The 22,321-nt window shown below is 44.9% G+C and carries 19 protein-coding genes; 10 read left to right on the top strand and 9 right to left on the bottom strand.

The features are described from left to right. Positions 1–128 precede the first annotated feature (128 nt). The 3 genes from xylA to M1P97_RS02145 are packed head-to-tail and all read right to left on the bottom strand — an operon-like array spanning position 129 to position 3,741. Complete coding sequence (xylA, locus tag M1P97_RS02155) at positions 129–1,457, bottom strand: xylose isomerase (protein ID WP_249388261.1); 1,329 nt, start codon at positions 1,455–1,457, stop codon at positions 129–131. Positions 1,458–1,483: 26 nt separating this feature from the next. Then, positions 1,484–2,989: a xylulokinase gene (locus M1P97_RS02150; RefSeq protein WP_195372791.1), complete on the bottom strand. Its 1,506-nt coding sequence runs from the start codon at positions 2,987–2,989 to the stop codon at positions 1,484–1,486. 11 nt (positions 2,990–3,000) lie between these two features. Continuing rightward, the gene (locus tag M1P97_RS02145; RefSeq protein WP_195372792.1) at positions 3,001–3,741 is read right to left on the bottom strand and encodes an NUDIX hydrolase; all 741 of its coding nucleotides are present in this window, start codon (positions 3,739–3,741) and stop codon (positions 3,001–3,003) included. Positions 3,742–4,008: 267 nt separating this feature from the next. Between M1P97_RS02145 and M1P97_RS02140 the strand changes: the two genes are divergently transcribed. Further along, complete coding sequence (locus M1P97_RS02140) at positions 4,009–5,832, top strand: TrkH family potassium uptake protein (protein WP_195372793.1); 1,824 nt, start codon at positions 4,009–4,011, stop codon at positions 5,830–5,832. Between the two features lie 14 nt (positions 5,833–5,846). Continuing rightward, positions 5,847–6,533 (top strand): potassium channel family protein, encoded by a 687-nt coding sequence (locus M1P97_RS02135; RefSeq protein WP_249388260.1) that lies wholly within the window; start codon positions 5,847–5,849, stop codon positions 6,531–6,533. A 49-nt stretch (positions 6,534–6,582) separates the two neighbouring features. Here the strand turns inward: M1P97_RS02135 and M1P97_RS02130 are convergent, their stop codons facing one another. Then, the gene (locus tag M1P97_RS02130) at positions 6,583–7,851 is read right to left on the bottom strand and encodes a hemolysin family protein (protein ID WP_249388259.1); all 1,269 of its coding nucleotides are present in this window, start codon (positions 7,849–7,851) and stop codon (positions 6,583–6,585) included. 84 nt (positions 7,852–7,935) lie between these two features. On the opposite strand from M1P97_RS02130, the gene M1P97_RS02125 reads away from it, so the two are divergent. Next, on the top strand, positions 7,936–9,069 hold the full coding sequence (locus M1P97_RS02125) for a Card1-like endonuclease domain-containing protein (protein WP_249388258.1): 1,134 nt from the start codon (positions 7,936–7,938) through the stop codon (positions 9,067–9,069). Between the two features lie 395 nt (positions 9,070–9,464). Here M1P97_RS02125 and M1P97_RS02120 read toward each other — a convergent pair whose 3' ends face one another. Beyond that, positions 9,465–10,400, bottom strand: a complete 936-nt coding sequence (locus M1P97_RS02120; RefSeq protein WP_195372801.1) for a sugar phosphate isomerase/epimerase family protein — start codon at positions 10,398–10,400, stop codon at positions 9,465–9,467. A gap of 220 nt (positions 10,401–10,620) precedes the next feature. Between M1P97_RS02120 and M1P97_RS02115 the strand changes: the two genes are divergently transcribed. Then, positions 10,621–11,028 carry a pyridoxamine 5'-phosphate oxidase family protein gene (locus M1P97_RS02115; protein WP_195372802.1) on the top strand — a complete coding sequence of 136 codons (408 nt, stop codon included), beginning with the start codon at positions 10,621–10,623 and terminating at the stop codon, positions 11,026–11,028. 107 nt (positions 11,029–11,135) lie between these two features. Here M1P97_RS02115 and M1P97_RS02110 read toward each other — a convergent pair whose 3' ends face one another. Both M1P97_RS02110 and M1P97_RS02105 read right to left on the bottom strand, forming a co-directional pair. Further along, on the bottom strand, positions 11,136–11,825 hold the full coding sequence (locus M1P97_RS02110; RefSeq protein WP_195372803.1) for a CDGSH iron-sulfur domain-containing protein: 690 nt from the start codon (positions 11,823–11,825) through the stop codon (positions 11,136–11,138). A 92-nt stretch (positions 11,826–11,917) separates the two neighbouring features. Continuing rightward, complete coding sequence (locus M1P97_RS02105; protein WP_249388257.1) at positions 11,918–14,491, bottom strand: hypothetical protein; 2,574 nt, start codon at positions 14,489–14,491, stop codon at positions 11,918–11,920. Between the two features lie 481 nt (positions 14,492–14,972). Between M1P97_RS02105 and M1P97_RS02100 the strand changes: the two genes are divergently transcribed. Together M1P97_RS02100 and M1P97_RS02095 are read left to right on the top strand one after the other, a co-directional pair. Next, complete coding sequence (locus M1P97_RS02100; RefSeq protein WP_249388256.1) at positions 14,973–16,865, top strand: endonuclease MutS2; 1,893 nt, start codon at positions 14,973–14,975, stop codon at positions 16,863–16,865. A 13-nt stretch (positions 16,866–16,878) separates the two neighbouring features. Next, complete coding sequence (locus M1P97_RS02095; protein ID WP_249388255.1) at positions 16,879–17,148, top strand: hypothetical protein; 270 nt, start codon at positions 16,879–16,881, stop codon at positions 17,146–17,148. A 2-nt stretch (positions 17,149–17,150) separates the two neighbouring features. Here the strand turns inward: M1P97_RS02095 and M1P97_RS02090 are convergent, their stop codons facing one another. Beyond that, positions 17,151–17,624, bottom strand: coding sequence for an Lrp/AsnC family transcriptional regulator (locus M1P97_RS02090; RefSeq protein ID WP_195372807.1), 474 nt, complete (start codon positions 17,622–17,624; stop codon positions 17,151–17,153). Between the two features lie 172 nt (positions 17,625–17,796). Between M1P97_RS02090 and M1P97_RS02085 the strand changes: the two genes are divergently transcribed. From M1P97_RS02085 to M1P97_RS02075, 3 genes are all read left to right on the top strand, one after another. Continuing rightward, a complete protein-coding gene (locus M1P97_RS02085) occupies positions 17,797–18,708 on the top strand; it encodes a DMT family transporter (protein WP_249388254.1) in 912 nt (303 codons plus the stop codon). Between the two features lie 189 nt (positions 18,709–18,897). Beyond that, entirely contained in the window at positions 18,898–20,025 is a 1,128-nt protein-coding gene (locus tag M1P97_RS02080; protein ID WP_195372809.1) for a GyrI-like domain-containing protein, read from the top strand. Continuing rightward, positions 20,022–20,723 carry an epoxyqueuosine reductase gene (locus tag M1P97_RS02075; protein ID WP_249388253.1) on the top strand — a complete coding sequence of 234 codons (702 nt, stop codon included), beginning with the start codon at positions 20,022–20,024 and terminating at the stop codon, positions 20,721–20,723. The genes M1P97_RS02080 and M1P97_RS02075 overlap by 4 nt, the downstream gene beginning before the upstream one ends. 547 nt (positions 20,724–21,270) lie before the next feature. On the opposite strand, the gene M1P97_RS02070 is transcribed toward M1P97_RS02075, so the two are convergent. Then, a complete protein-coding gene (locus tag M1P97_RS02070) occupies positions 21,271–21,798 on the bottom strand; it encodes a DJ-1/PfpI family protein (protein WP_195372811.1) in 528 nt (175 codons plus the stop codon). 165 nt (positions 21,799–21,963) lie between these two features. Between M1P97_RS02070 and M1P97_RS02065 the strand changes: the two genes are divergently transcribed. Next, positions 21,964–22,317 carry a winged helix-turn-helix transcriptional regulator gene (locus M1P97_RS02065; RefSeq protein WP_249388252.1) on the top strand — a complete coding sequence of 118 codons (354 nt, stop codon included), beginning with the start codon at positions 21,964–21,966 and terminating at the stop codon, positions 22,315–22,317. Positions 22,318–22,321 lie beyond the last annotated feature (4 nt).

Genomic DNA, 22,321 nt, shown 5'->3' with positions numbered 1-22,321 from the left:
GATTAAGAGTAACTTTTTCCCTCTCGAGAGGAGGCAGGGGGTGTGTTATAGTCCCGCCTTATAACGAGCTTTAACACACCCCTTAATCCCCTCTCGAGAGGGGAAAGAGTTACTCCTTGTAACTATTTTTATATATACAAATTGAGAATCATTTCATACAGTTCCTGCTTGCCGCTGATTTGTTTCGGCTCACCGTCACGGAATGCGATCGTACGCAAGTCTTCCAGGGTTAGTTTTCCATCTTCAAACGCTTTCCCTTCACCACTATCGAAGCTGGCGTAACGTTCGGCACGCATCTTCTTATAATCAGACTGTTCAAGGATAGCAGCAGCCGTTATCAGGGCACGTGCAAAAGCATCCATACCACCGATATGAGCCAGGAAGATATCATCCAGGTCGGTCGAGTTACGACGTGTCTTCGCATCGAAGTTTGTCCCCCCGGTAGTCAGTCCGCCACCTTGCAGGATAACCAACCATGCCTGGGTTAGTTCATAGATATCCATCGGGAACTGGTCGGTATCCCAACCATTCTGGTAATCGCCGCGGTTAGCATCGATGCTGCACAACATACCGGCATCTACAGCAGCCTGCAATTCATGTTCGAACGTATGTCCGGCCAACGTTGCATGGTTCACTTCGATGTTCAGGGCGAAGTCTTTATCCAGGCCATAGTGACGCAGGAAGCCGATCACCGTTTCAGAATCTATGTCATACTGGTGCTTGGTAGGTTCCATCGGCTTCGGTTCGATCAGGAAAGTTCCTTTGAAACCATTCTTGCGACCATAGTCACGTGCCATGGTAAGCATCATGGCCAGGTGATCTTTTTCACGTTTCATATCGGTGTTCAGCAGGCTCATATATCCTTCGCGTCCTCCCCAGAATACATAGTTTTCACCACCCAGGGCGATACAAGCGTCGATCGCATTTTTGATCTGGGTACCGGCATAAGCTACGGCAGGGAAATAAGGATTGGTAGCAGCCCCATTCATATAGCGTTTGTTACCGAATACGTTAGCAGTAGACCATAACAGTTTTTTTCCGGTTGCCTGCTGAAGTCCCTTGGCATGACCGACCATCGTTTGGAGATCTTTTTCAAACTGAGCCAGCGTAGGAGCTTCGTCAACCACGTCGACATCATGGAAACAATAATAAGGAATACTACACTTTGTCATAAATTCAAACGCAGCATCCATCTTATATTTGGCACGGCTGATCGGGTCGGAAGCTACATTCCAGGGGAATGTTTTCGTACCGCCGCCAAACTGGTCGCCCCCTTCAGCACAAAGGGTATGCCAATAAGCCATCGCAAAACGAAGATGGTCTTTCAGTGTTTTACCCATCACCACCTTGTTTTCGTCATAATAATGAAATGCCATCGGGTTCTTTGACTCGCGTCCTTCAAACTGAATCTTTCCTATTCCGGGGAAGAATTCTTTTTCGCCTTTATAAAAGTTCATGAAATTAATAGTTTAAATGATTTATATTACATTGGTATATTATTATCTGCCATCAGCTTGTCCAGCCGTTCTTTCCAGGTGCTGTATGCAGCACAATATTTATCAGCTTTCAGTCCGTCCGGTTCGATCACATCGATCTTTTTCAGAGAGGCAAACGCTTCTTCCGCCGACTGATAAATACCAGCTCCGATACCGGCGCCTTTAGCAGCACCCACTGCCCCGTTGGTATCAAACAGTTCGATCACGGTACCGGTAACACCCGACAAGGTATCACGGAAAACCGGACTCAGGAACATATTGGCATTCCCGGCACGGATCACATCTATATCGATCCCCATCCCGTTCATTATATCCATACCGTATTTGAAAGAGAATACGATTCCCTCCTGTGCGGCACGAGCTAAATGAGCCTTACTATGCGTATTGAAATTCAGACCATGAATAGAACAATCCATTTGCCGGTTTTGCAACATACGTTCCACCCCGTTACCAAACGGCAGGATAGACAAGCCATCCGATCCGATAGGCACACCGGCTGCAACATCGTTCAACTCCGGATAGGTGATCCCTTCCGGGGCTACGTTCTTCTTGACCCACGAGTTCAGGATTCCGACCCCGTTAATGCAAAGCAGGACACCGAGCCTGGTCTGTTCAGGAGAGTGATTTACATGGGCAAAAGTATTTACCCGTGAAAGCGTATCGTAATTGACTTTACCGTTTACACCGTACACAACTCCTGACGTACCACCGGTAGCAGCTATCTCACCAGGGTTGAGAACGTTCAGTGACAAGGCATTATTCGGCTGATCGCCGGCACGGTAGGTCACCGGTGTTCCTTTTTTCAGTCCTAACTCGGAGGCTACAGAGCCTAGCAATTCGCCCTGCAAACCGAATGTCGGGCGAATCTCCGGAACCAGTTCATCGCTGAAACCGAAATAATTCATCAGATCCGTCGACACCTTTTCATTTCTGAAATCCCAGAAGATGCCTTCCGACAATCCGGATATGGTAGTAACGATATCACCGGTCATCCGCATAGCGATAAAATCTCCCGGCAACATAAACTTATGTACCGAACGGAACAACTCCGGTTCGTATTCTTTCACCCAGGCCAGCTTGGCTGCCGTAAAGTTACCAGGCGAGTTCAGCAGATGCGACAGGCATTGCTTCTCCCCTATATTTTTAAAAGCACGTTCGCCATAAGGCACGGCACGACTGTCGCACCAGATAATAGACGGACGCAATATATCCATCTTCTTATCCACCAGAACCAATCCATGCATCTGGTAAGAGATACCGATCGCTTTTATATCACTCCCGTCGATTCCGGCTTGAGCAATCGCACCTTTGATCGCTTCCTTCAGGTATTTCCACCAGTCGTCAGGATTCTGTTCCGCCCAACCGGGCTTCACAGCCTTGATCGGGGCTTCTTCTTTCGGATAAAAATCGGCACCCACCGTCAGTCCCGAATTAGCATCCACAATAGATGCCTTGACGGATGAACTTCCTATATCACAACCTAATAAATACATATCCAGAACGATTAGTTTTTATTAAACTTAGAATGTAATTTGTTGTATTTCACCTTATCGAAACGATAATAGCGGGCAGCACGATGAGCCACTCCTTCTTCCACCTCATCCGTAGGCACGACATATTCAAGCGAACTCATCTTCTTATGAAAATTACGGACATCCATTTCCTTATTGTAGATGATCTCATACGTGCGTCTTAACTGATAAGCTGTGAATTTCATAGGAAGATAGTCGAAAACGATAGACGGTTCTTTTTCAATCCAGTCACGGATTTCCTCCACAGCAGCTCCAATGATTTCTTTATGGTCGAACGGCAAAGCGGGCAGTGCGTCAACGGGGAACCAGGCCAGTGAATTATATTTATTAGTAGGGTTAGATTTTCTTCCGATCTTGCTTAATGCCAGATATGCCACCGTAACGATCCTTTCGATCTTCAATTTCATGGCATTTTCCAGCCACTGCATATCATCCTTATTTTTTGTTCGAGAAGGTGATCCGAAGCTACGGAACTGCTTCAGGGGGACCCGTTTCAAACCGGTCGCTTCGTTGAATACCCGGTAAGCAGCAGTGTCGAGGTCTTCGTTTTCGAAAATCAGGCTTCCCGGTAACTTATAGTGTTTTTCATCACTTTTGTCTATTTTCCTCTCAACCAATAATACACAAAGCGTATCTTCTTTAACCCCCAACAGGACGCAATCGACAGACACATGCGAAAAAAGCATCTTTTTATTTTCCATACGTGTTTCCATAATATTACATTAAACCGCCACAAATATAAGCATTTTCTCAAATAACAAATATACAAAACTATTTTTTTACTAATTATAATACTCTATTTATCTGAGAATTTACTATCTTACCTAATACAATAACAAACATACGCCATAATGTAGACCAAACAATATTATGAAATTCAGGCCGATACACTTCCGTTAACATGCTTTATCAAAACTTTCCGAACTATTCGAGCGCTAAAATACTTTTATTAATACTTTTGTTACAGATTAAGATTCATCATGGATATAAAACACATACAGTTCTCATGCCGGATGTACTGGGCCAATATGAAAGGTCTCCTGAATATCGTGGCTGAAGGTATCATCCTCCTGGCATCTATTGCCTCCCTATTTGTTCTTATCTATCAGTTCGGGTTCCAGCAGACGGGCGAAACGATTCATAGTTTATACCTGAGCCGTATTTATATCCTGCTTGCATTCTTTATCGGGATTACGTTACGGTACATCGTCCGCTTCAATGAAATCATACAGGAGAAATTACTGTACCTGGACATCGGGATCTATTTCCTTCTTTTCGCAGTCCTGTCGGCCAAGGTCTTCTTTAAAGAAGCGATTGCGCAATCGCTTCCCTACCTCGAATTCCTGTCGAATCCCCTGTTCGTTTACACGATGATCCTGCTGTTAAGCGTCATTCATCTTTCGAGGCAGACGTTCACGTTGATGCAGACACACATAAAACCGTCCCTACTCTTCCTGCTCAGTTTCATCTTCGTGATCCTGATCGGGGCCGGACTGCTGATGTTACCCAACGCTACCACGCGGCCGATCCATTTCGTCGACGCTTTGTTCACTGCAACAACATCTGTCTGCGTAACAGGGCTGACAACAGTCGATGTGGCAACCACCTTCACGCACATAGGGCATATCATCATTATGATCCTGATACAAATAGGCGGGATCGGAGTAATGACCTTCACCAGCTTCTTCGCACTCTCCTTCATGGGACATTCCTCGTTCACCAGCAAACTGGTCCTGAAAGATATGTTGAACGAAGACCGTATCGGTGGCCTGTTCAAAGTGATCCTGAACATTCTGTTCGTTACCTTCTTCATCGAAGGCGTAGGGGCTTACTTTATTTATATGGACATCCGGGGGACACTTCCGGGAGGCAATACCCAGGACGACCTGTTCTTTGCCGCTTTCCATGCTGTGTCCGCCTTCTGTAACGCCGGTATCTCCACCCTTAGCGGGAATATGTGCGACCCGGTAGTCGAACATAACTACAACTTACACGTATGGATCTCACTATTGATCATCTTCGGCGGATTGGGTTTCCCGATTGTATTCAACTACCTGAAACTATTAAGACATTTCATCGTCAATACTTTCAAGATCGTAATCGGGCAACAGAAACATTATATCCATACACCACGTATTATCAACATACACACTTATATAGTAGTAGTCTGCACCCTGACATTGATCATCGGAGGCACAGTTCTATATTATCTGTTTGAGGTAGACAACACCCTGGCCGGACTCCCGCTGAAAGGAAAACTGGCCGATTCGTTGCTTGGTGCCGTTACTCCGAGGACTGCCGGATTCACCATCGCCAATATGGATGCACTCCGGCCCGTCACCCTGATGATGACACTCATCCTGATGGTGATCGGCGCCGCCCCGATGTCGACCGGTGGCGGATTGAAAGTGACCACCGTACTGGTAGCTATCCTTACGGCCCTGAATGTGGCACGGGAAAAGGAAAAAGTAGAAATCCGCAAACGTGAAATATCCCCTTCCACCATCCGCCGTGCTTTTGCAACGATCGTACTCTATTTCCTCTTCGCATCGACGGCTGTATGGATATTATCCTATACAGAAGAGGGGACTCCGGTCTTTACACTTACCTTCGAAGTCGTTTCGGCTTTGAGTACAGTAGGGTCGAGCCTGAACTTCAGCCCGTTACTATCTGTTCAGGGTAAACTGATCATCATCAGCGCCATGCTGATCGGGCGTATCGGAGTACTTACCTTCGTGGTATGCTTCATCCGGGAATACAAAAAGAGGGATTACACATATCCCCAGGAAAATATATTAATGTAATAAAATTACGCCTTATGAAATTTCTTGTAATAGGATTAGGAAATCTGGGACGCGCCATAGCGGAGAACCTTACCCGTATCGGCGATGAAGTAATAGGAGTCGATCTGAACCTGCATAAAGTGGAAGCCGTGAAGCAAACGATCTCGGGCTCCGTCAGCCTCGATACGACCGACCGGGATGCACTCAACACACTTCCGTTAAGCGAAATGGATGCTATTTTCGTTACGTACGGCAAGAACTTCGGAACATCGGTACAAACCGTCGCTTTATTGAAGAGCCTGGATGCCGGCAAGCTGATCGTCCGTTCGATCTCCCCGATCCATGAAACGGTGATCCGCTCTATCGGAGTAGCTGAAATCATCCGTCCCGAACAGGATTATGCTGCCACCTATGCCTCCCAGAGCTTGCTCGGCGACCTGTTCCAGCGCTGGTACCAGGTAACGGAGACCCATCACCTGTACACTATAAAGACACCCGGAGCCTTGGTGGGGCAGAGCTTAAAGACAATCGACTTCCAGACGAATTTCGGTATCCGCCTGGTGAGTGTCGAACGTGCCCGGGAAACACATAACCTGATCGGATTGAAACAAACCGAATATTATGTGATAGACCCGCTGACCGACGATCTGGTCTTGGAAGCCGACGACAAACTGATCCTCTTCGGAAAGATGGAAGTACTTCATAAAATTAAAGAGCTATAAAAAAAGCGGGTCCTTAGGTGAACCCGCTTTTTCTTTCCGGTACAATAGACTAATCTATCTTTGAAACCAATACTTTATCGATACGTGCACCGTCCATGTCCACGATCTCAAATTGGAAAGTCAACCAACTTAATGTCTCCCCTGTCTTCGGAACACGTTCGAGGATCTCGAGGATCAAGCCGCTTAACGTGTTGTAATCATGTTCGGCGTAAAGGTCTTCCATATCGAAATATTCGAGGAAGTCGTAGAAGTTATACTGGCCGTCCACCAGCCACGTACCATCGGCCCGCTGTGTAATCTCGGCCTCCTCGCCCATTTCGGGCACCTGGCCGATCAATCCTTCCATAATATCCTTGAGGGTTACAATACCTTGTATACCACCGAACTCGTCCGTTACGATACCATATTTCACACGTGCCTGCTTAAACTGCTCGAGTGCATTATATACACTCTGGTTCTCAGGCAGGTACTGTGCCGGGCGTATCACTTCTTCGAGCGAGAAATCCGGCTCGTCTATCCGGCCGAACAAGTCTTTGAGGTAAACGACTCCTTTGATATTATCGAACTTCTCCGAAGCAACCGGATAAATATTATACAAATTCTCCTGCACCTTTTCGCGTATCTTCTCGATACTGTCGGTAACATCCAGCCACACCAGGTCACTACGATGCGTCATGATCGAGCCGACATTGCGGTCGCCCAGGTTAAAGACACGTTCCACGATATCCTGCTCCACCTCCTGTACCTCGCCACCATCGAAACCTTCTTTCACGATTGCCTTGATTTCTTCTTCCGTCACCTTATTATCTTCGTTCGCCTTGATACCGGTTACTTTGATCGTAAGGGCGGTACTTTTCGACAACAGCCATACAAAAGGGGAAGCCAGCTTCGAGAGCAGGTACATCGGCTTGGCCACAAGCATGGATACACGTTCAGCATATCCCATACCGATACGTTTCGGCACAAGCTCGCCCATGATAAGTGTCAGGTAAGTTACTATGATAACGATAGTTGTTTTAGATATTCCCACGGCATAAGGTTCGAGAACAGAAACATGACGTACCATTTCTGCCAGATTATAGGCAAACGCCTCTCCTGAATACAAACCGGTCAGGATACCGATCAGCGTAATACCTATCTGGATAGTCGATAGAAACCGGTCTGGTTCGCCGGCCAGCTTCAAAGCTGTTTGTGCTGATTTATTACCTCTTTTTGCCTCCAGTTCCAACCGGGCCTTGCGGGCGGACACGAGAGCGATTTCAGACATAGACAAAATACCATTCAACAAGATAAGGCCGATAATAATAAATATTTCCATTTGCTATATAAACAGCGATTGATTAGGGAGCGAAGATATGAATTATATCGAAAATAATACTACATTTAGCACTTTAATTCATATATGATATATAACATGAAACATCAGATCATATTACTCGGAAAAGACATCACTTCCGTATATCACGGGATAAAAGAATTTGCGCCCGACCATGTCCACCTGCTTTGTACCAACGAAACGAAGGACGTAGCCGGCCCCTTATTCCCGCTCCTCCCCACTTCCGTGCACCGCACGCTTTACCGCACCGAACCCTATGACGGGGAAGACGTGCGCAACGTCTGCCGGAAGATACATGCGACTTATCCTTCGGACGATTTCGCCTACAACCTGTCGGAAGGTACGAAACTGATGGCTTTTGCCGCCTTTACCATCGCGAAGGAGCACAACGTACCGGCTTTCTACCTCACCCAACTAGGAGACTTGGTGTGGCTTGACAACTTCGAGAAGCGGCCGATGAAGAGTCAACTGGACAACAAAGAGATACTGGGCCTCAGCGGAAACGTTCTTTCCGACTACCGCGATGCAAAACAACTGAGCGACACCGACATACAAGCTGCCTCGCTGATCAAGCAGTTCATCGAACAATATCCGAAAGAACACACCATGATCCAGAAGTTTTTCAACCTGTTCTGTAACCGGGAAGTTTCGCGTCTGCCCGCTTCACGGGTCTTCAAAAACGGGCTTCGCTTCAAGCTCCGTCAGGATACGTTCCTGATCGCGCAACAAAATCATGTACTGCTAAAGCTGGTTACCTCCAACGCCAGCATGCTGTTCTTCAAGGGCCGTTGGTGGGAAACACTGGTTGCCCATAAGGTCAGGGTGTGGAGCCAGCACCACCCGTCGCATCCCGAAGTATGGCAAAGCGTCATCTTCCGTACAGAGGCCGACAATTCAAGGACCAAGAACGAGGTAGACGTCCTGCTCAACAACCAGCAGCAGTTGATCTTTATCGAGTGTAAATCCGGCCAAGTCACCCAGAACGATATTTATAAGGTAGACGCCGTTCGCGAAACCTATGGCGGTGATATTTCCCTGGCGGTACTGGCCAGTTACTATCCGGTGGATGAGCATTTGCAGGAGAAATGCAAGGACTTGCAGATAAATCTCTTCGCCCCTACCTACATCGACGACCGCATCAACCACCTCAACACTTTACCGATGTGGCTGGAGAAGTTGTCGAATTCGTTGCAACTATAAAAATGAAGCCGCTCTACCTTCGCAGGCGGAGCGGCCTTTATCAATCGATAAGTTTTTGCTAATCTAATACATATTAGAAAACAATATCGGGAGATAGATACTTACACTTATTCTAAATTCTAAACTTCATCATCATTTTTAGGGTAGGAGGAACAATTGTTTCCCCTACGCTTACGAATAATGCAAACGATATGCCAAAATGGTCAGAAGTCGTCAAAAGCCCCACACACCACTAATTATAAGACAGTTACATATTTTACCAGGACACAGTATTAAAAGTGGCCGGTGTGGACAAAGTGTGGAAGTGTGGAATTTTTCCCCACCCCAATGTGGGGAATTACAAAAAAAGCCGGTACAGTTTCCCGTACCGGCCCATAAGTTGTGCGATTAGGTTATCACTTCACAAACGGTGCCTTCAATAAATAAGCGGCACAATCCTTTACCCCTTCAAATTGGGTACGGTTGTCTGGCATACCTTCCAGCTCTACATAATATTCTTTAATCTTATTCTTATAAGCTTGTTCAAATATCTTTTCGAAGTTCATGAACCCGGATTGTCCGAGAATAGCGCGATCCTTGATATGCAATAACTGAATGCGATCGGGATATTTCTTCATATATTCCACCGGGTCGTTCTGGCCGATCACGGTCCAGTAAACATCCATTTCAAAAAAGACCAGCGACGGGTCCGTACCTTTCAGGAACAGATCGTAAATTATTTCACCTTTGTTATGGCGGTTGAAGACAGCTTCCTTGCCACCGGGAACTACCCGTGCAAATTCGAAGTCATGGTTATGATATCCGAAAGGAATGCCTGCGGCCTTCATTATCTTTCCCGCTTCGTTGAAAGTGTCGCACACATAGGCTACCTCTTCCACGCTACGGGTACTGGGCTGTCCGGGTTGCACGAGATACTTCACACCCAATTTGGCATGATCGTCGGCCGTTTTCTTCCAGAATTCCATGATCGACTGCCGGTTTTCCGGAGTATATGTCCCTGTGGGGGGATTAACATGCGAACTGGTGATCTTCAACCCGTTATCTTCCGCTATCTTTTTAAACTCCATCATATCCATACCGTTGATCTTCCCGTCTTTGTATCCGGCAAGTTCAAGCGTTGAATAGCCAATTTTTTTGATTTTTTTCATTCCGGCAGGCACGTCCTTGGTGAGTTCACCTCCCAAGGAATAAATCTGCAAACCGATACTTTTCTTTGCAGCCGTTTCCATATTAACAGGGCTGGCTGCGTGTGATACTCCCGTCTTTCCGGCTACCAGGCTGCCAAGGGTTAACAGGGAAGCATTTCTCAGGAAATTTCTTCTATTTATCATGGTCTAATTATTTAAAATCTCCAAAGGTATAATTAAATTTTGAAAAATATTTTATATTTGTAGGAAAGTAAAAACCTCATAAATTAATTTTAAGAAACCGTATAGCCCGTTATATGTATCAGGAATATTCCCCATGCCCGTTGCTGTCTCCCTATATCGACAAATATTGGGAGATTAAAGGTGAAACCAAGTACGACATATATTATAAGATAATAGTTTTATGGAAAAGATTAAACAAGAAGCAATCGAATTGCTGAATAACTGCGAGGTTGTATCATTAGCCTCCATCGACGAACATGGTTATCCACGTCCCGTAGTCGTTTCGAAGATCAAGACAGACGGGATCGATACAATCTGGTTTTCAACGGGAACAAGTTCTGAAAAGACAAAGAATTTCATCGATAACCCGAAAGCCGGCATTTCTTTCTTCAAGGAAGGCGACAGTGTAACACTGACCGGCACAGTAACGATCGTGAACGATGCAACAGAAAAGAAAGCCCTATGGGTGGACTGGTTCTATGAGCACTTCCCCAAAGGAGTAGACGACTCGGAATATTGCATTCTGAAGTTCACCGCCGAGCAGGCAACCTACTGGATCGGGCATAAGTTCGTAAAGGGTAAAGTGTAACCCCTGTCTATCTGTCCTAAAATAACTGCCGCCCTTTTTTCGGAAAGGATACGTGCTCTTTTGCAAAAGGGTACATCCTTTCCGAAAAAAGGGCGGCAGCTATTTGTTCAATCGTCCAACTCTCCCTGGTTACGCATGTGTTTGCCGTCGCAGAAAGGTTTGTTCTGCGAAAGGCCGCAACGGCATAACGTGACACGATTGCGCACAGGATAGGCACGTCCGTTTTCATCTTCTATAAGAATACCACCTTTCACCCAGATCGGTCCGTGCACACTGGCAGGGACATCTTCGAGGATACTGATGCCTTCGGGCAATACAGGTTCGATCCATTTGCCGTCCTTCGTAACGGCAGTCAGGCGACCGCTGGGACAATTGGCGCATTGTTCCTTCACGATTTCAATGGTTTCTTTCGAGTTGCCCTCCTCCACCTGTTTCCAGGCGGTGCCGTGTGTATCGCAGCAACGGGCTACCGCACAGAGGCTTTCGGCATCCAACATGTCGACCACCTTGCCTTCATACAATACTGCCATTTCGTCGTAACTGTCGTGACTTGCCGTAGTATCACCCTTAAAACCGTTCTTCTTATGCGTTCCGTCGCAAAAAGGTTTATTCTTCGAACCGCCGCAGCGGCAGAGATGGCAGACGCCTTCGACCGCATAAGTTTGTATTTCTTTATATCCGGTCGTCGCTCCTTTGTGATTACCTACATAACGTAACTGGTTGAGGGGGACATTCCCGATCACTTCATAAGGTCCGTTAGGAAGAACCTTGATCTTTTTTTCGCCATTTGACTCCATACTATTGGTTGTTTTAATTCATTGTGTACTACATAATAAACAAACCCGTATACGGTTTGTTCCGGTAGATTGCCCGAAAATCAGATCATCAGCTAAAAACCCAGTCCCAACTCAAACATAAAACGGAAACTGTCGGTCGAACCGAACCATGAATACTTCGTTGTAATCTTGTTGATCAATGTCAGCCACACTCCTCCTCCGTACGAGGTATGCCATCTTTTCGATTCTTCACCCGGGAACCACACACGCCCGTAATCGAACCCGGCAAACACACCATACTTCAAGGGGGTAAACGGATTTTTCAACTTCCCCATATCCAGGCGGATATCCGAGTACTGGTAGAAAGACTGCTTACCGATGAAACGGTTGTCTCTGTACCCGCGGAGTTCGGTGGTGGCAGCCTGGTAAAACTCGTACTTGTTGTTGAAAAGCAGTTGCGTCTTCGCCATCGTAGCCCAGGTAAGACGGTCGGTGATCCGGACATCCATCGCCACCGAAGCCTTCGCATAAGGGAAGTTGCGCCCTGCATCTTTCAGGTTCATCTTCCAACCCGCCGTGAGCGCCCCAGCCACCCGGGAAATAAACGAAGCTAGTTCTTTCTCCGTTTGGATGGTTGCTCCGAGGTCGAAGAAAAGGCTTGTTTCGAAAATACGGTGATTCTCCGGATAATACTGGTTGATGAAACGGTCGGAGGTTTTCCGGGCCTTGAACATTTCGACCGAAGCTTGCACGGTCAAACTTTCCTTTTCGTTGAAATTGAGGTTGAAGGAAGGTGAAAGACGGAACTGCCGGATATGAACACGGTTGTAATTCTTCTTCGCATCCTTATAGCCGTCTGTATTGTTTCCGAAACCGAAGAAGTTGTAAAAGTCACGGCGCGAACTGATCGTAGCATCGATGGTAAATATCTTTCGCCCGTCATAAGATGGAAAAATCCCCTGATACATAAACCCTTGCAGATAATTATACCCTATGCGGTGCTGGTAGGTAAAGGGCGAACGCTTGAAACCGTACATCGTATAGGTGAAATAGGTTCCAAGACTAAATCCCTTGTCCGAGTCGTAAATTCCCCAAGGAGTGAAAGCGATCTTGTGATGCTTGATCTTAGTATAATCGTACCGGTGGATCTCGGGGAGGTCCGAAAATATCTTTTTGGCATAAGGCACCGTGTCGAGCGCCTCCTTCTTCGATTTATATTCGTATATACGGATATGATGACCTGATGCAAGCTGATAGCTGTTCTCCCCTTTCCCGGCAATAAAAAAAATCGGTATTTCCTTCCGGGCCTCTCCGGAAACTTCAAAACGGTCGTCACCCTCCAAGCCGTAGAGCCAGACCTCCTTGGTCTTTTTCCGGCTGAACTTCCGGTCGAACACACATCGCCCGGTTTCCTTGTCGTAGATCTGTACGAAGAGGCTGTCCGGGTTGTGACGGTCTATCACGAAACGTTCCGAACGGTCGCTCCCCGTGATAACCGGCGTCCGTTGCAGTTGGACGAAATAGGCCGTTGCTATCTCTTCCAGTTTGTCGCGCCGGTCTTTTACAATGCGGCTAATGCGTTCAATTTCGTGGCCTTCCACCCCTTTAGGGAGTAGGGAAAAGGCTTCACCGATCACCGAGTCGGTCAACGTGCGTTGAATAAACCGTGCCTGGTCGATCCAGACGGAGACATCGCTTTGGGAGGCCAGCGCCATATCCAGAGAGAAGCCCAAAGTATTCTCTTTCCGCACGCTTTTCAGCGAAGCATCGTAGTTGACGATGAAACCCAGCCCCAAAACATGGAGCATCTGTTTGAACAAAATGCCGTCTACCTTTGTAAAAGCATGGTTACGGTCGATAACGATCGGATCGAAAACGAGGCTGTCACCGCCGGAGTGAGCCATCCAGTTCCAGTTTTCGGGTATCTTGTTCCAGTCTCCGATCAGCATGTCGAATAGGCGTTCACGGATATAAAACTCCTGGTTCACCCGATAACTATTGTTTACCTGCAAGGTGTCCAAAAGGTCTTCCGTCAGGAGAATATTCGGACGGGTATTGAAATCGGGGACATCGATCACGCTCACCAGTTTGTTTTCGATAGGTGTTCCGTCGGCAACGGTATCGCGTGTGGAATGCGTCGGCAGGTAAAAGATCCTCGAGTTGTTCGAACTCAGCCCGGTCGAGCGTGCCAGGTAATCGGAAGAAATAAAGGTATAAGGGTTGATAATGGTGTAGGCATCTCCAATAAACTGGTCCAGGTAGGTATTCTTAAATACTTTCTTGTTGTAGACTTCCTGGAAGAATTCCGACTCGATAAAGGTGGTGTATCCTCCCAGAGGCTTCAACAGACAAAGTTGTCGCCGGTTGTTTTCCAAGAGCAAGCCCTGGAAGTCGGCGACCTGCTCCACCACCTTCAGTCCTCCCCACAATGTCTGTAAAGTGACAGAAGGCACGGTGATCGGGACTGAATAAAGCGAACGGTAGTGTTCGCCCCACAAGCGATTATATAGATTGCTCTTCCGGGTAGCAGAAGGGGGATAGATGGATTTACGCACCAGCGAGTCGCCCACGTTCGTTCGCAACGAGTCCGGCTGCCCAACAGAGGCCGTCATATCTGCCGAAAAGAGAAACAGCAGGGAGAAAAAGAGAATATAATAAACCGGATAATGCCGTAATTTTAGTATCATCAGCTAATAAAACAGTAAGAACATTCAACAATCAAACTCCTGTATATATAAATAACACATCTGGCGTTGAACTTGTTTCATCCATACTGCCCGGCAGCCTGTTTCAGTTTCTTTACCACATATTCTAACTGAGAGGCATCACTTGACCCCGCTCTCTGAAATATTCTGCAATATAAATAAAGGGAGTTAATTGTCTGATATCATTTTATTTTATATATTTGCACCTAATAAAAAAATATCACCCTTTTATGTGTCGTGCTTCCGTGTAAATACCATATTACGAGTTCACATCTCTAACTTTGGAGATGTCAATGGTACTGAACAGACAATGTAGATATACTATATAAATATCTATGTCTGAAAGAATATTAGTGCTCTGTCGGAATATGGAAAATTCACATTTTAATCAATTATTTTTATACATTATATATTAGCAGCTTATCTGCTTACAGAGGGCTGGTAGCAAATATCATATAGAATTATGATTTACCCGGATAATTTTGAGCAAAAAATAGGTATCGACACGATCCGTCAACTCATTACTGAGAAATGTCTATCTTCACTTGGTGAAGAACTGGTTACGAACATGAAGTTTTCTACTGATTATGAAACTATAAAAAAATGGTTGGAACAGACAAGCGAGCTTGCACAAATTGTACATAACAAGGAAAATTTCCCTGTGGAATTCTTTTTAGATATCCGTAATTCCCTGCAACGAATAGAGGAGGATGTTACAGCTTGGTTTGTCGAAGAAGAAATTTCAAACTTAATGAACTCGCTTCAAACGATCAATAACATTGTTACTCTCTTGCATAACGCAAAAATGGAAAACGGAAAAGTGAAGTATCCGGCACTCACTTCAATAGCTGATAAAATAAGGGTATTCCCTTCGTTATCCGAAAAAGCGAACTCCATATTAGATAAATCCTGCCAGGTAAAAGACAATGCTTCGCGCCGACTTGCAGATATACGAAGAGAGAAAGTAGAAGCAACGAAAGCGGTCACGCGCAACATGCAAACCGCTATGCGCGACGCACAAGCAGCAGGGTTAATCGGAAGAGATACACAACCCAGTTTACGTGAAGGACATATGCTCATACCTGTCGGGGCTGCCAACAAACGGAAAATAAAAGGTATTTTACATGATGACTCCGGCAGTGGCAAAACCGTATATATCGAACCGGAAGCAGTAGCAAAAGCCACTAACCGCCTGCGGGAGTTAGAAAATGACGAACGTCGGGAAGTGATAAAGATACTCATCGGCTTTACGGATATTGTCCGTCCACACATGGCAGACATAAAACGCTCCTATCGGTTTATGGGAGAAATAGATTTTATTCGTGCTAAAGCTTCTTTCGCCGTACGGATCAATGGCATCAAGCCGGTGTTGGAAGATAAACAACAAATCGAATGGACACAAGCCATACATCCTTTATTGAATATACAATTGCTCCAACAAAATAAGCAAGCATTTCCGCTGGATATCAGACTTACGGAAAAAGACCGTTTACTTATCGTCTCCGGAGCAAATGCAGGAGGTAAATCCCTTTGCCTGAAAACAGTTGCATTACTTCAATATATGTTACAATGCGGACTTCTCATCCCTGTACATGAAAATTCACGGACAGGAATATTCGAAGATATACTAGTAGATATAGGTGACGGACAAAGTATAGAAAACAGCCTTAGTACCTATACTTCACATCTGACCAATATGAAGTTTTTTGTAGAGAACTGTAATAACAAAACACTCATTCTGATAGATGAGTTTGGTAGCGGGACAGAGCCTCAGATCGGAGGTGCCATAGCCGAAACATTGCTCGACAGATTTAACGGCAAACGGAGTTTTGGCATAATAACCACTCATTTTCAAAACTTAAAGCATTTTGCCTATAAGACAGATGGAGTTATAAACGGGGCCATGCTTTACGACACTGATCGTATGCAACCATTATACAAATTGTCTATCGGTAACCCTGGAAGTTCATTTGGCATTGAAGTAGCCAGAAAAATCGGACTTTCGGAAGATATCATTATCGACTCATCCGCCAAAATGGGTACCGATTTTATCAATATGGATAACCTTCTTCAGTCTATTGTCCGCGATCAGCTATATTGGGAAGAGAAACGAAAGGAATTAGATAAACAAATTGAAATTCCGGAACCAGTCAAAGAAAAGAAAGACAAATCAGTTAATAAACAACCTACAGAAAATGATGTCATCGAAAAAGGGGATAGTGTCAGGATGAATGGTCAGACTACTGTTGGTACTGTTTTAGATATACAAGGCAAACGGGTCACTGTCGCTTTTGGCCTGATAAAAAGCACTATGGTGATGGAACGTTTGGAGTTGGTAAGTAAAAAAAGAAATTAAAATCAATAAGCTTATGAGTTTTGCAGGTCATGTATTCGATATGATACGAAGAAACAAGGAGGATCGGGAAAAACTCGACCGTCTCCGCGGTCGGGACAAAGATGCCCGTACAGCATATACCTCCCATATTCCCGACATCAGTGCCGAAGAGTTCGACAGGATAAACCATCAGATCAAGGAAAGGGAACGAACCGAACAGCGTTACATGTTCCGGACAAAACTCATTTTCCTGGTAGTTACTATGATCGTGATCATAGTACTTGCCTGCTTACTATCTATCTAGTATCATTCACCCGACACCACCTTCAAGGCGGTTGTATGCTTGATCTCATTCAACACGAAGGAGCTTTGCATCTTGACGATACCATTCACTTTGGTGAGCTTGTTAAAGACAAACTGGTCGTATGCGGCCAGGTCTTTAACAACCACTTTAAGGAAGAAGTCGTAGATGCCGCCGATCGAATAACATTCCATCACCTCGTCGATTTCTTGTATCTCCGCTTTGAACCGCTGGATATGCTCGTCGTTGTGCACCGCCAGCGAGACGTTGCAGAATACCACGAGCGGAAGTCCCACCTTCTTATTATCCACCAGGGCGACATAATTCCTGATATAACCCTCCTCCTCCAACCTTTTCACCCGTTCGTAAACAGGCGTTTTCGAGATATTCAGTTCCGCCGAAAGCTCTTTCATGTTCACTTTCGCATTATTCTGCAAAGCCTGTAAAATTTTAATATCGATCTGATCCAGTGTTGCCATAGTACTTTTTCCTATTTTCGTTGTAAAAAATATTCCCAAAACACACATCATCCTGTATAGAACCCAAATATAGGAATAATTCCTTATTTTCAACAAATACACAGAACCTATTTACTTAATACATATATTTGCGGTACCATTTTCCTCCATTGTTAATAGTAACTTAAAAAATATGGCAAAGAATAATCTGACTTACTGGTATCATCTGATCGCAATCATCACGGTTATTATCTGGGGTACGACTTTCGTTTCGACAAAAATCCTGATACAGCACGGGCTGTCTCCCGTCGACATTCTTTTTTACCGTTTCGCGCTAGCTTATATCTGCATCTGGTTTATTTCACCGAAGGTATTGTTTGCCCGGAGTAAACGGGACGAATTTATGTTCGTTGCCGCCGGGCTTTGCGGGGGATCGATCTATTTTATTACCGAAAATACGGCGCTGGGGATCACGCTGGCTTCAAACGTGTCGCTCATCATCTGCACCGCTCCTATCCTGACAGCGTTTCTTTCGCTCTTGTTTTACCGCGGGGAGAAGATCAAACCGAATCTGATCTACGGCTCGATCATAGCGCTGATCGGGGTGGCGTTTGTCGTGTTCAACGGTAGTTTTCTGCTGAAAATCAATCCACTGGGAGATATATTGACGCTGATCGCAGCGTTGATGTGGGCGTTTTACTGCCTGATACTGAAACAGATGGGGAACCGGTATCCGACATTGCTGATTACCCGGAAGGTGTTTTTCTACGGGCTTGTCACATTAACCCCGATGTTCCTACTCCATCCGCTGAATACGGATACGGCGATACTCTTCCGTCCGGTCGTTGCAGCTAACCTGCTGTTTCTTGGCGTGGTAGCATCGATGCTTTGTTACATCATGTGGAACACGGCAGTCAAAGAGCTGGGTCCGTTCCGCACGGCCAATTATATCTATATTGTCCCGCTGGTGACACTAATCACTTCCGCCATCGTGATCGACGAAATCATCACGGTGATCGCCCTGATCGGCTCGGTCTTTATCCTGAGCGGGGTTTATATTGCGGAGAGGGGATTTCATTTTAAAAAGCCAACCATTAATGCATGACAGCAATGGTTTATTTGCATTTATAGACACATCCATCAATAGTTTATAGTGTATGATATAACAAAAGCATACATCAAAGCTGAGATATGACGTAATAAGAGAATTTGCAACCCAGATAAAAGATAGCCATTTATGGTAACCTTTTCCATAATCTATTGAGTAATTTTGCACTTAAACAACAGGAATTTTATGAGAATCAATTCTGAAACAAAATATTGCCAAACTTGCGGAATACCCTTAGATATAGATTATGCCAGTCTTAAGGAAGGTCAGAATGAGGAATATTGCGACTACTGCCTGAAAAATGGAGTTAAGCTATATGACTTTTCGATGGATTATCTCATCTATCTTTGGGGACTTTTCCCCGAAGAATATTATAGAGAGGTCGGGATAAGCCATACTTCATCGGAATTGAGGGAAATTATGTCCAAACGATTACCGGAAATCAAAAGATGGAAGCAAAAAATCAACACCGTTCATGTACAGTATGAATTAATTATAAAAGTTCAGGAATACATTAACTGCCACTTGTTTGACGACCTTGATTCAGAGAGGCTATCCCAAGTTGCAGGCATTTCTAAATTTCATTTTCGTAGACTTTTTAAAGCAGTCTGTGGCGATAGTCCTGGGAATTACATCTTCCGACTAAGACTGGAGTACATTGCATTCAAGTTAATATCGACAGATATAAGTGTACCAGAACTTCTTGGTCAAATCAATTATCAGAATAAACATACGCTTTCAAGAGCATTCAAAAGTTATTTTAATTGTTCTATACCTGAATTTCGCAAGAAACATTCCAATGGTTGCCCTGAAGGAAAGAATCCTATACGGGTTGAATTGAGTCTTGAAAAAGTGCCTAACATGCGCATTGCATATTTGAAGTTAGAAAGGACAAATAATATCGGTCATAGTTTTTCTGTCTTATGGAAACAGTTATTACAATTCTATGAGAACTATGAATTGTCATCAAAAGGATGCAAATATGTAAGCTTGACTCTTGATTATCCTTTGATTACGCCTGAAGAGCACAATCGTTTTATGATTGGAGTAACATTGTCGCAATCATTTAAGCCTCCTAAAGGCTTTGGCATTTATGAAATTCCTTCAGGAGAATATGCTATTTTTCGTTTCAAAGGTTTATACCATGAACTAAATAGGGTGTATCGCCATATCTACCTTGACTGGTTGCCTACAAGTGATTATACTTTGCGGGAGCCTTTCACTTTTGAAACTTATATCAATACCCCTGAGAAAACTCCGGCTTCGGAGTTAATAACAGATATTTATATCCCTGTAGCAAAGAAAGAAATATGAAATACTTGAATCAGGAAATAGAAAACGAATTAATTAATCAAGGAGCGAAGCTGATACGCTTTGTCGATATATCACATTTGAGGGAAACACAAAACAGAGAATTCCCCAATGCTGTTGTTTTCACACTTCCGTTAACGCCCAGATATATAAAAGAAGTATGTAATACCCCCAATTACGTACAGGTCCGGATAGATGACAATTATAATTTCGATGACGACGAATACCTCCTTACTGAAAATAGGACCCATGAATTGGCTGATAATATGGCAACGTATATTACAGAAAAAGGATACAAAGCTTTTTCGCAATCAGATGAGAGCCTTATTGCCGAGGGAAAATTTGATGAATCACATAAACAATCTCTGTTGCCGAATAAAACCGTAGCCTTACTAGGCGGATTAGGGTGGATTGGAAAAAACAATCTGTTAATCACTCCTGAATATGGTGCGGCACAATGCCTTGGTACGGTTTTAACCGATGCACCATTGGAAACGATTTTGTGTAAGCCTCTATATCCAAAGTGCGGAAACTGCATTACTTGTGTCAATATCTGCGAGAGGAGAGTACTTAAAAGTAAAACTTGGAGCCGCTATACTTCAAGAGACGAAATAATCGATGTATATGGATGTAGCACCTGTTTAAAGTGTTTGGTGCACTGTCCGTTTACTCAGCGGTATTCAGGAGGTAGTGTTGATTGACGGAACGAGCCAGTTCACACCCAAAACTTCGCTTTTTGTACCTCTGGTAAAGACGGCCATGGAGAATGAAAAGTTGGTTGCAGGCATCTGTAACACCTCCGTCTTTCCGGGAAACCTATTCAATGTATAAATCAGAACTATGACAATACTAAAATTGTTATTAATCTGGCTGTTATTCATCCCTTGCGCCATTCTGAATGGTGGACTGCGGGAGTATGTATTAATACCATCAATCGGTAAACAGAAGAACGCTACATTTATTAGGATCGGGATTGTTTGGTATATAGTAACTATCCTGTTCGAAACCCTCATGGGCTTATCTGGTGGCAAATCCCTCAAAGAACTGCTAAACGCATACAATATTGCCAGAGAAAACTCTTTAATTGATAGAACTCGTTTTGAGTTGTAGGCTCTGTAAAGCCAAAGTAAATTACTCATAGAAACGTACGGGGATAGTGTATCTTATCTAAATAACCTTTCCCCGACGTTTACCTGATTTCCATTTAGATACCTTCTTCATCCAAGCGTTCAGACGAAGAGGAACGGATTACTTCAGTGCCTCAACCACCTGCGGCAGCATCGTCCAGATAGCGTTTTCGCACTGTGCTGTGTAGAAATTGCCATCGATCTCGGATTTTTCGTCGGTAGCCTGGGCAGACTGGATAGCAGGCTTTGCCAACGGGTGAACGGCCACTTTCTTTCCTTTCGTAACGCCTGCGATCTCAAACATCATCGCGGCGGCACAATGTCCGATCATGATCTTGCCTTTATCACCAAAGGCTTTGATAACGGCCAGCATATCCTGATTGTACTGCTTGCCGGCATTTTCGCTGAACACCGGAACGGCATCGCCGCAACCGAACACCAGCGCATCGAACTCGTCTTCATGCCCTTTCAGGTTGGCAACCACATCATCCACGATCAGCTTGATTCCTGAATTTGTCTTGATCTCTGTCGTCTCGGCAACAGCAAATACCTTATAAGAAATTCCATTTTCAAAAAATGCTTCCAGATACTGGAACAACCCTGATCCGTTCACCGGATTTACTGCTAAAACTGCTACTTTCTTTGACATAATTGTAATTATTAAGTGAAACAATAGTTACCTTTCGTAAGTTTATTACCTTTGTGCAGCAAAGGTAGATGATCCGAGCGAAAGAAACAAGAACGCACCTCGGAATAAGCTACTTACACGCAGGTAACCATTATTGAGTTTCAACTTCATACGAAAAGAAATAAAATGAAAAATTTTCATCCTACAGGAAATTGCCCGGTCCGGGACGTCCTCAGCCGGCTTGGCGACAAATGGTCGATGCTGGTCCTAACTACACTGAGCGCGAACGGCACGATGCGTTTCAGCGATATCCACAAGACCATCGACGATATCTCGCAACGGATGCTGACCGTCACGCTCCGTACCCTCGAATCCGACGGCCTCGTGCACCGCAAAGTCTATCCCGAAGTGCCGCCCCGCGTGGAATATTGCCTCACGGAAATGGGCACGACGCTCATGCCTCATATCCAGAGCCTGGTAGATTGGGCACTCGGACATATGGACGAGATTCTGACCAACCGGGAGACGGTTAAAGGATAGAGAC

It is taken from the genome of Parabacteroides leei (assembly GCF_023369805.1).
GTDB lineage: Bacteria > Bacteroidota > Bacteroidia > Bacteroidales > Tannerellaceae > Parabacteroides > Parabacteroides leei.
This window is presented reverse-complemented; position numbering and strand designations above follow the sequence as displayed.

What these genes read in the sequence shown, in the direction of transcription:
- xylA (WP_249388261.1), bottom strand. Translation starts at nt 1,457, where the DNA reads ATGAACTTTTATAAAGGCGAAAAAGAATTCTTCCCCGGAATAGGAAAG.
- M1P97_RS02150 (WP_195372791.1), bottom strand. Translation starts at nt 2,989, where the DNA reads ATGTATTTATTAGGTTGTGATATAGGAAGTTCATCCGTCAAGGCATCT.
- M1P97_RS02145 (WP_195372792.1), bottom strand. Translation starts at nt 3,741, where the DNA reads ATGGAAACACGTATGGAAAATAAAAAGATGCTTTTTTCGCATGTGTCT.
- M1P97_RS02140 (WP_195372793.1), top strand. Translation starts at nt 4,009, where the DNA reads ATGGATATAAAACACATACAGTTCTCATGCCGGATGTACTGGGCCAAT.
- M1P97_RS02135 (WP_249388260.1), top strand. Translation starts at nt 5,847, where the DNA reads ATGAAATTTCTTGTAATAGGATTAGGAAATCTGGGACGCGCCATAGCG.
- M1P97_RS02130 (WP_249388259.1), bottom strand. Translation starts at nt 7,851, where the DNA reads ATGGAAATATTTATTATTATCGGCCTTATCTTGTTGAATGGTATTTTG.
- M1P97_RS02125 (WP_249388258.1), top strand. Translation starts at nt 7,936, where the DNA reads ATGATATATAACATGAAACATCAGATCATATTACTCGGAAAAGACATC.
- M1P97_RS02120 (WP_195372801.1), bottom strand. Translation starts at nt 10,400, where the DNA reads ATGATAAATAGAAGAAATTTCCTGAGAAATGCTTCCCTGTTAACCCTT.
- M1P97_RS02115 (WP_195372802.1), top strand. Translation starts at nt 10,621, where the DNA reads ATGGAAAAGATTAAACAAGAAGCAATCGAATTGCTGAATAACTGCGAG.
- M1P97_RS02110 (WP_195372803.1), bottom strand. Translation starts at nt 11,825, where the DNA reads ATGGAGTCAAATGGCGAAAAAAAGATCAAGGTTCTTCCTAACGGACCT.
- M1P97_RS02105 (WP_249388257.1), bottom strand. Translation starts at nt 14,491, where the DNA reads ATGATACTAAAATTACGGCATTATCCGGTTTATTATATTCTCTTTTTC.
- M1P97_RS02100 (WP_249388256.1), top strand. Translation starts at nt 14,973, where the DNA reads ATGATTTACCCGGATAATTTTGAGCAAAAAATAGGTATCGACACGATC.
- M1P97_RS02095 (WP_249388255.1), top strand. Translation starts at nt 16,879, where the DNA reads ATGAGTTTTGCAGGTCATGTATTCGATATGATACGAAGAAACAAGGAG.
- M1P97_RS02090 (WP_195372807.1), bottom strand. Translation starts at nt 17,624, where the DNA reads ATGGCAACACTGGATCAGATCGATATTAAAATTTTACAGGCTTTGCAG.
- M1P97_RS02085 (WP_249388254.1), top strand. Translation starts at nt 17,797, where the DNA reads ATGGCAAAGAATAATCTGACTTACTGGTATCATCTGATCGCAATCATC.
- M1P97_RS02080 (WP_195372809.1), top strand. Translation starts at nt 18,898, where the DNA reads ATGAGAATCAATTCTGAAACAAAATATTGCCAAACTTGCGGAATACCC.
- M1P97_RS02075 (WP_249388253.1), top strand. Translation starts at nt 20,022, where the DNA reads ATGAAATACTTGAATCAGGAAATAGAAAACGAATTAATTAATCAAGGA.
- M1P97_RS02070 (WP_195372811.1), bottom strand. Translation starts at nt 21,798, where the DNA reads ATGTCAAAGAAAGTAGCAGTTTTAGCAGTAAATCCGGTGAACGGATCA.
- M1P97_RS02065 (WP_249388252.1), top strand. Translation starts at nt 21,964, where the DNA reads ATGAAAAATTTTCATCCTACAGGAAATTGCCCGGTCCGGGACGTCCTC.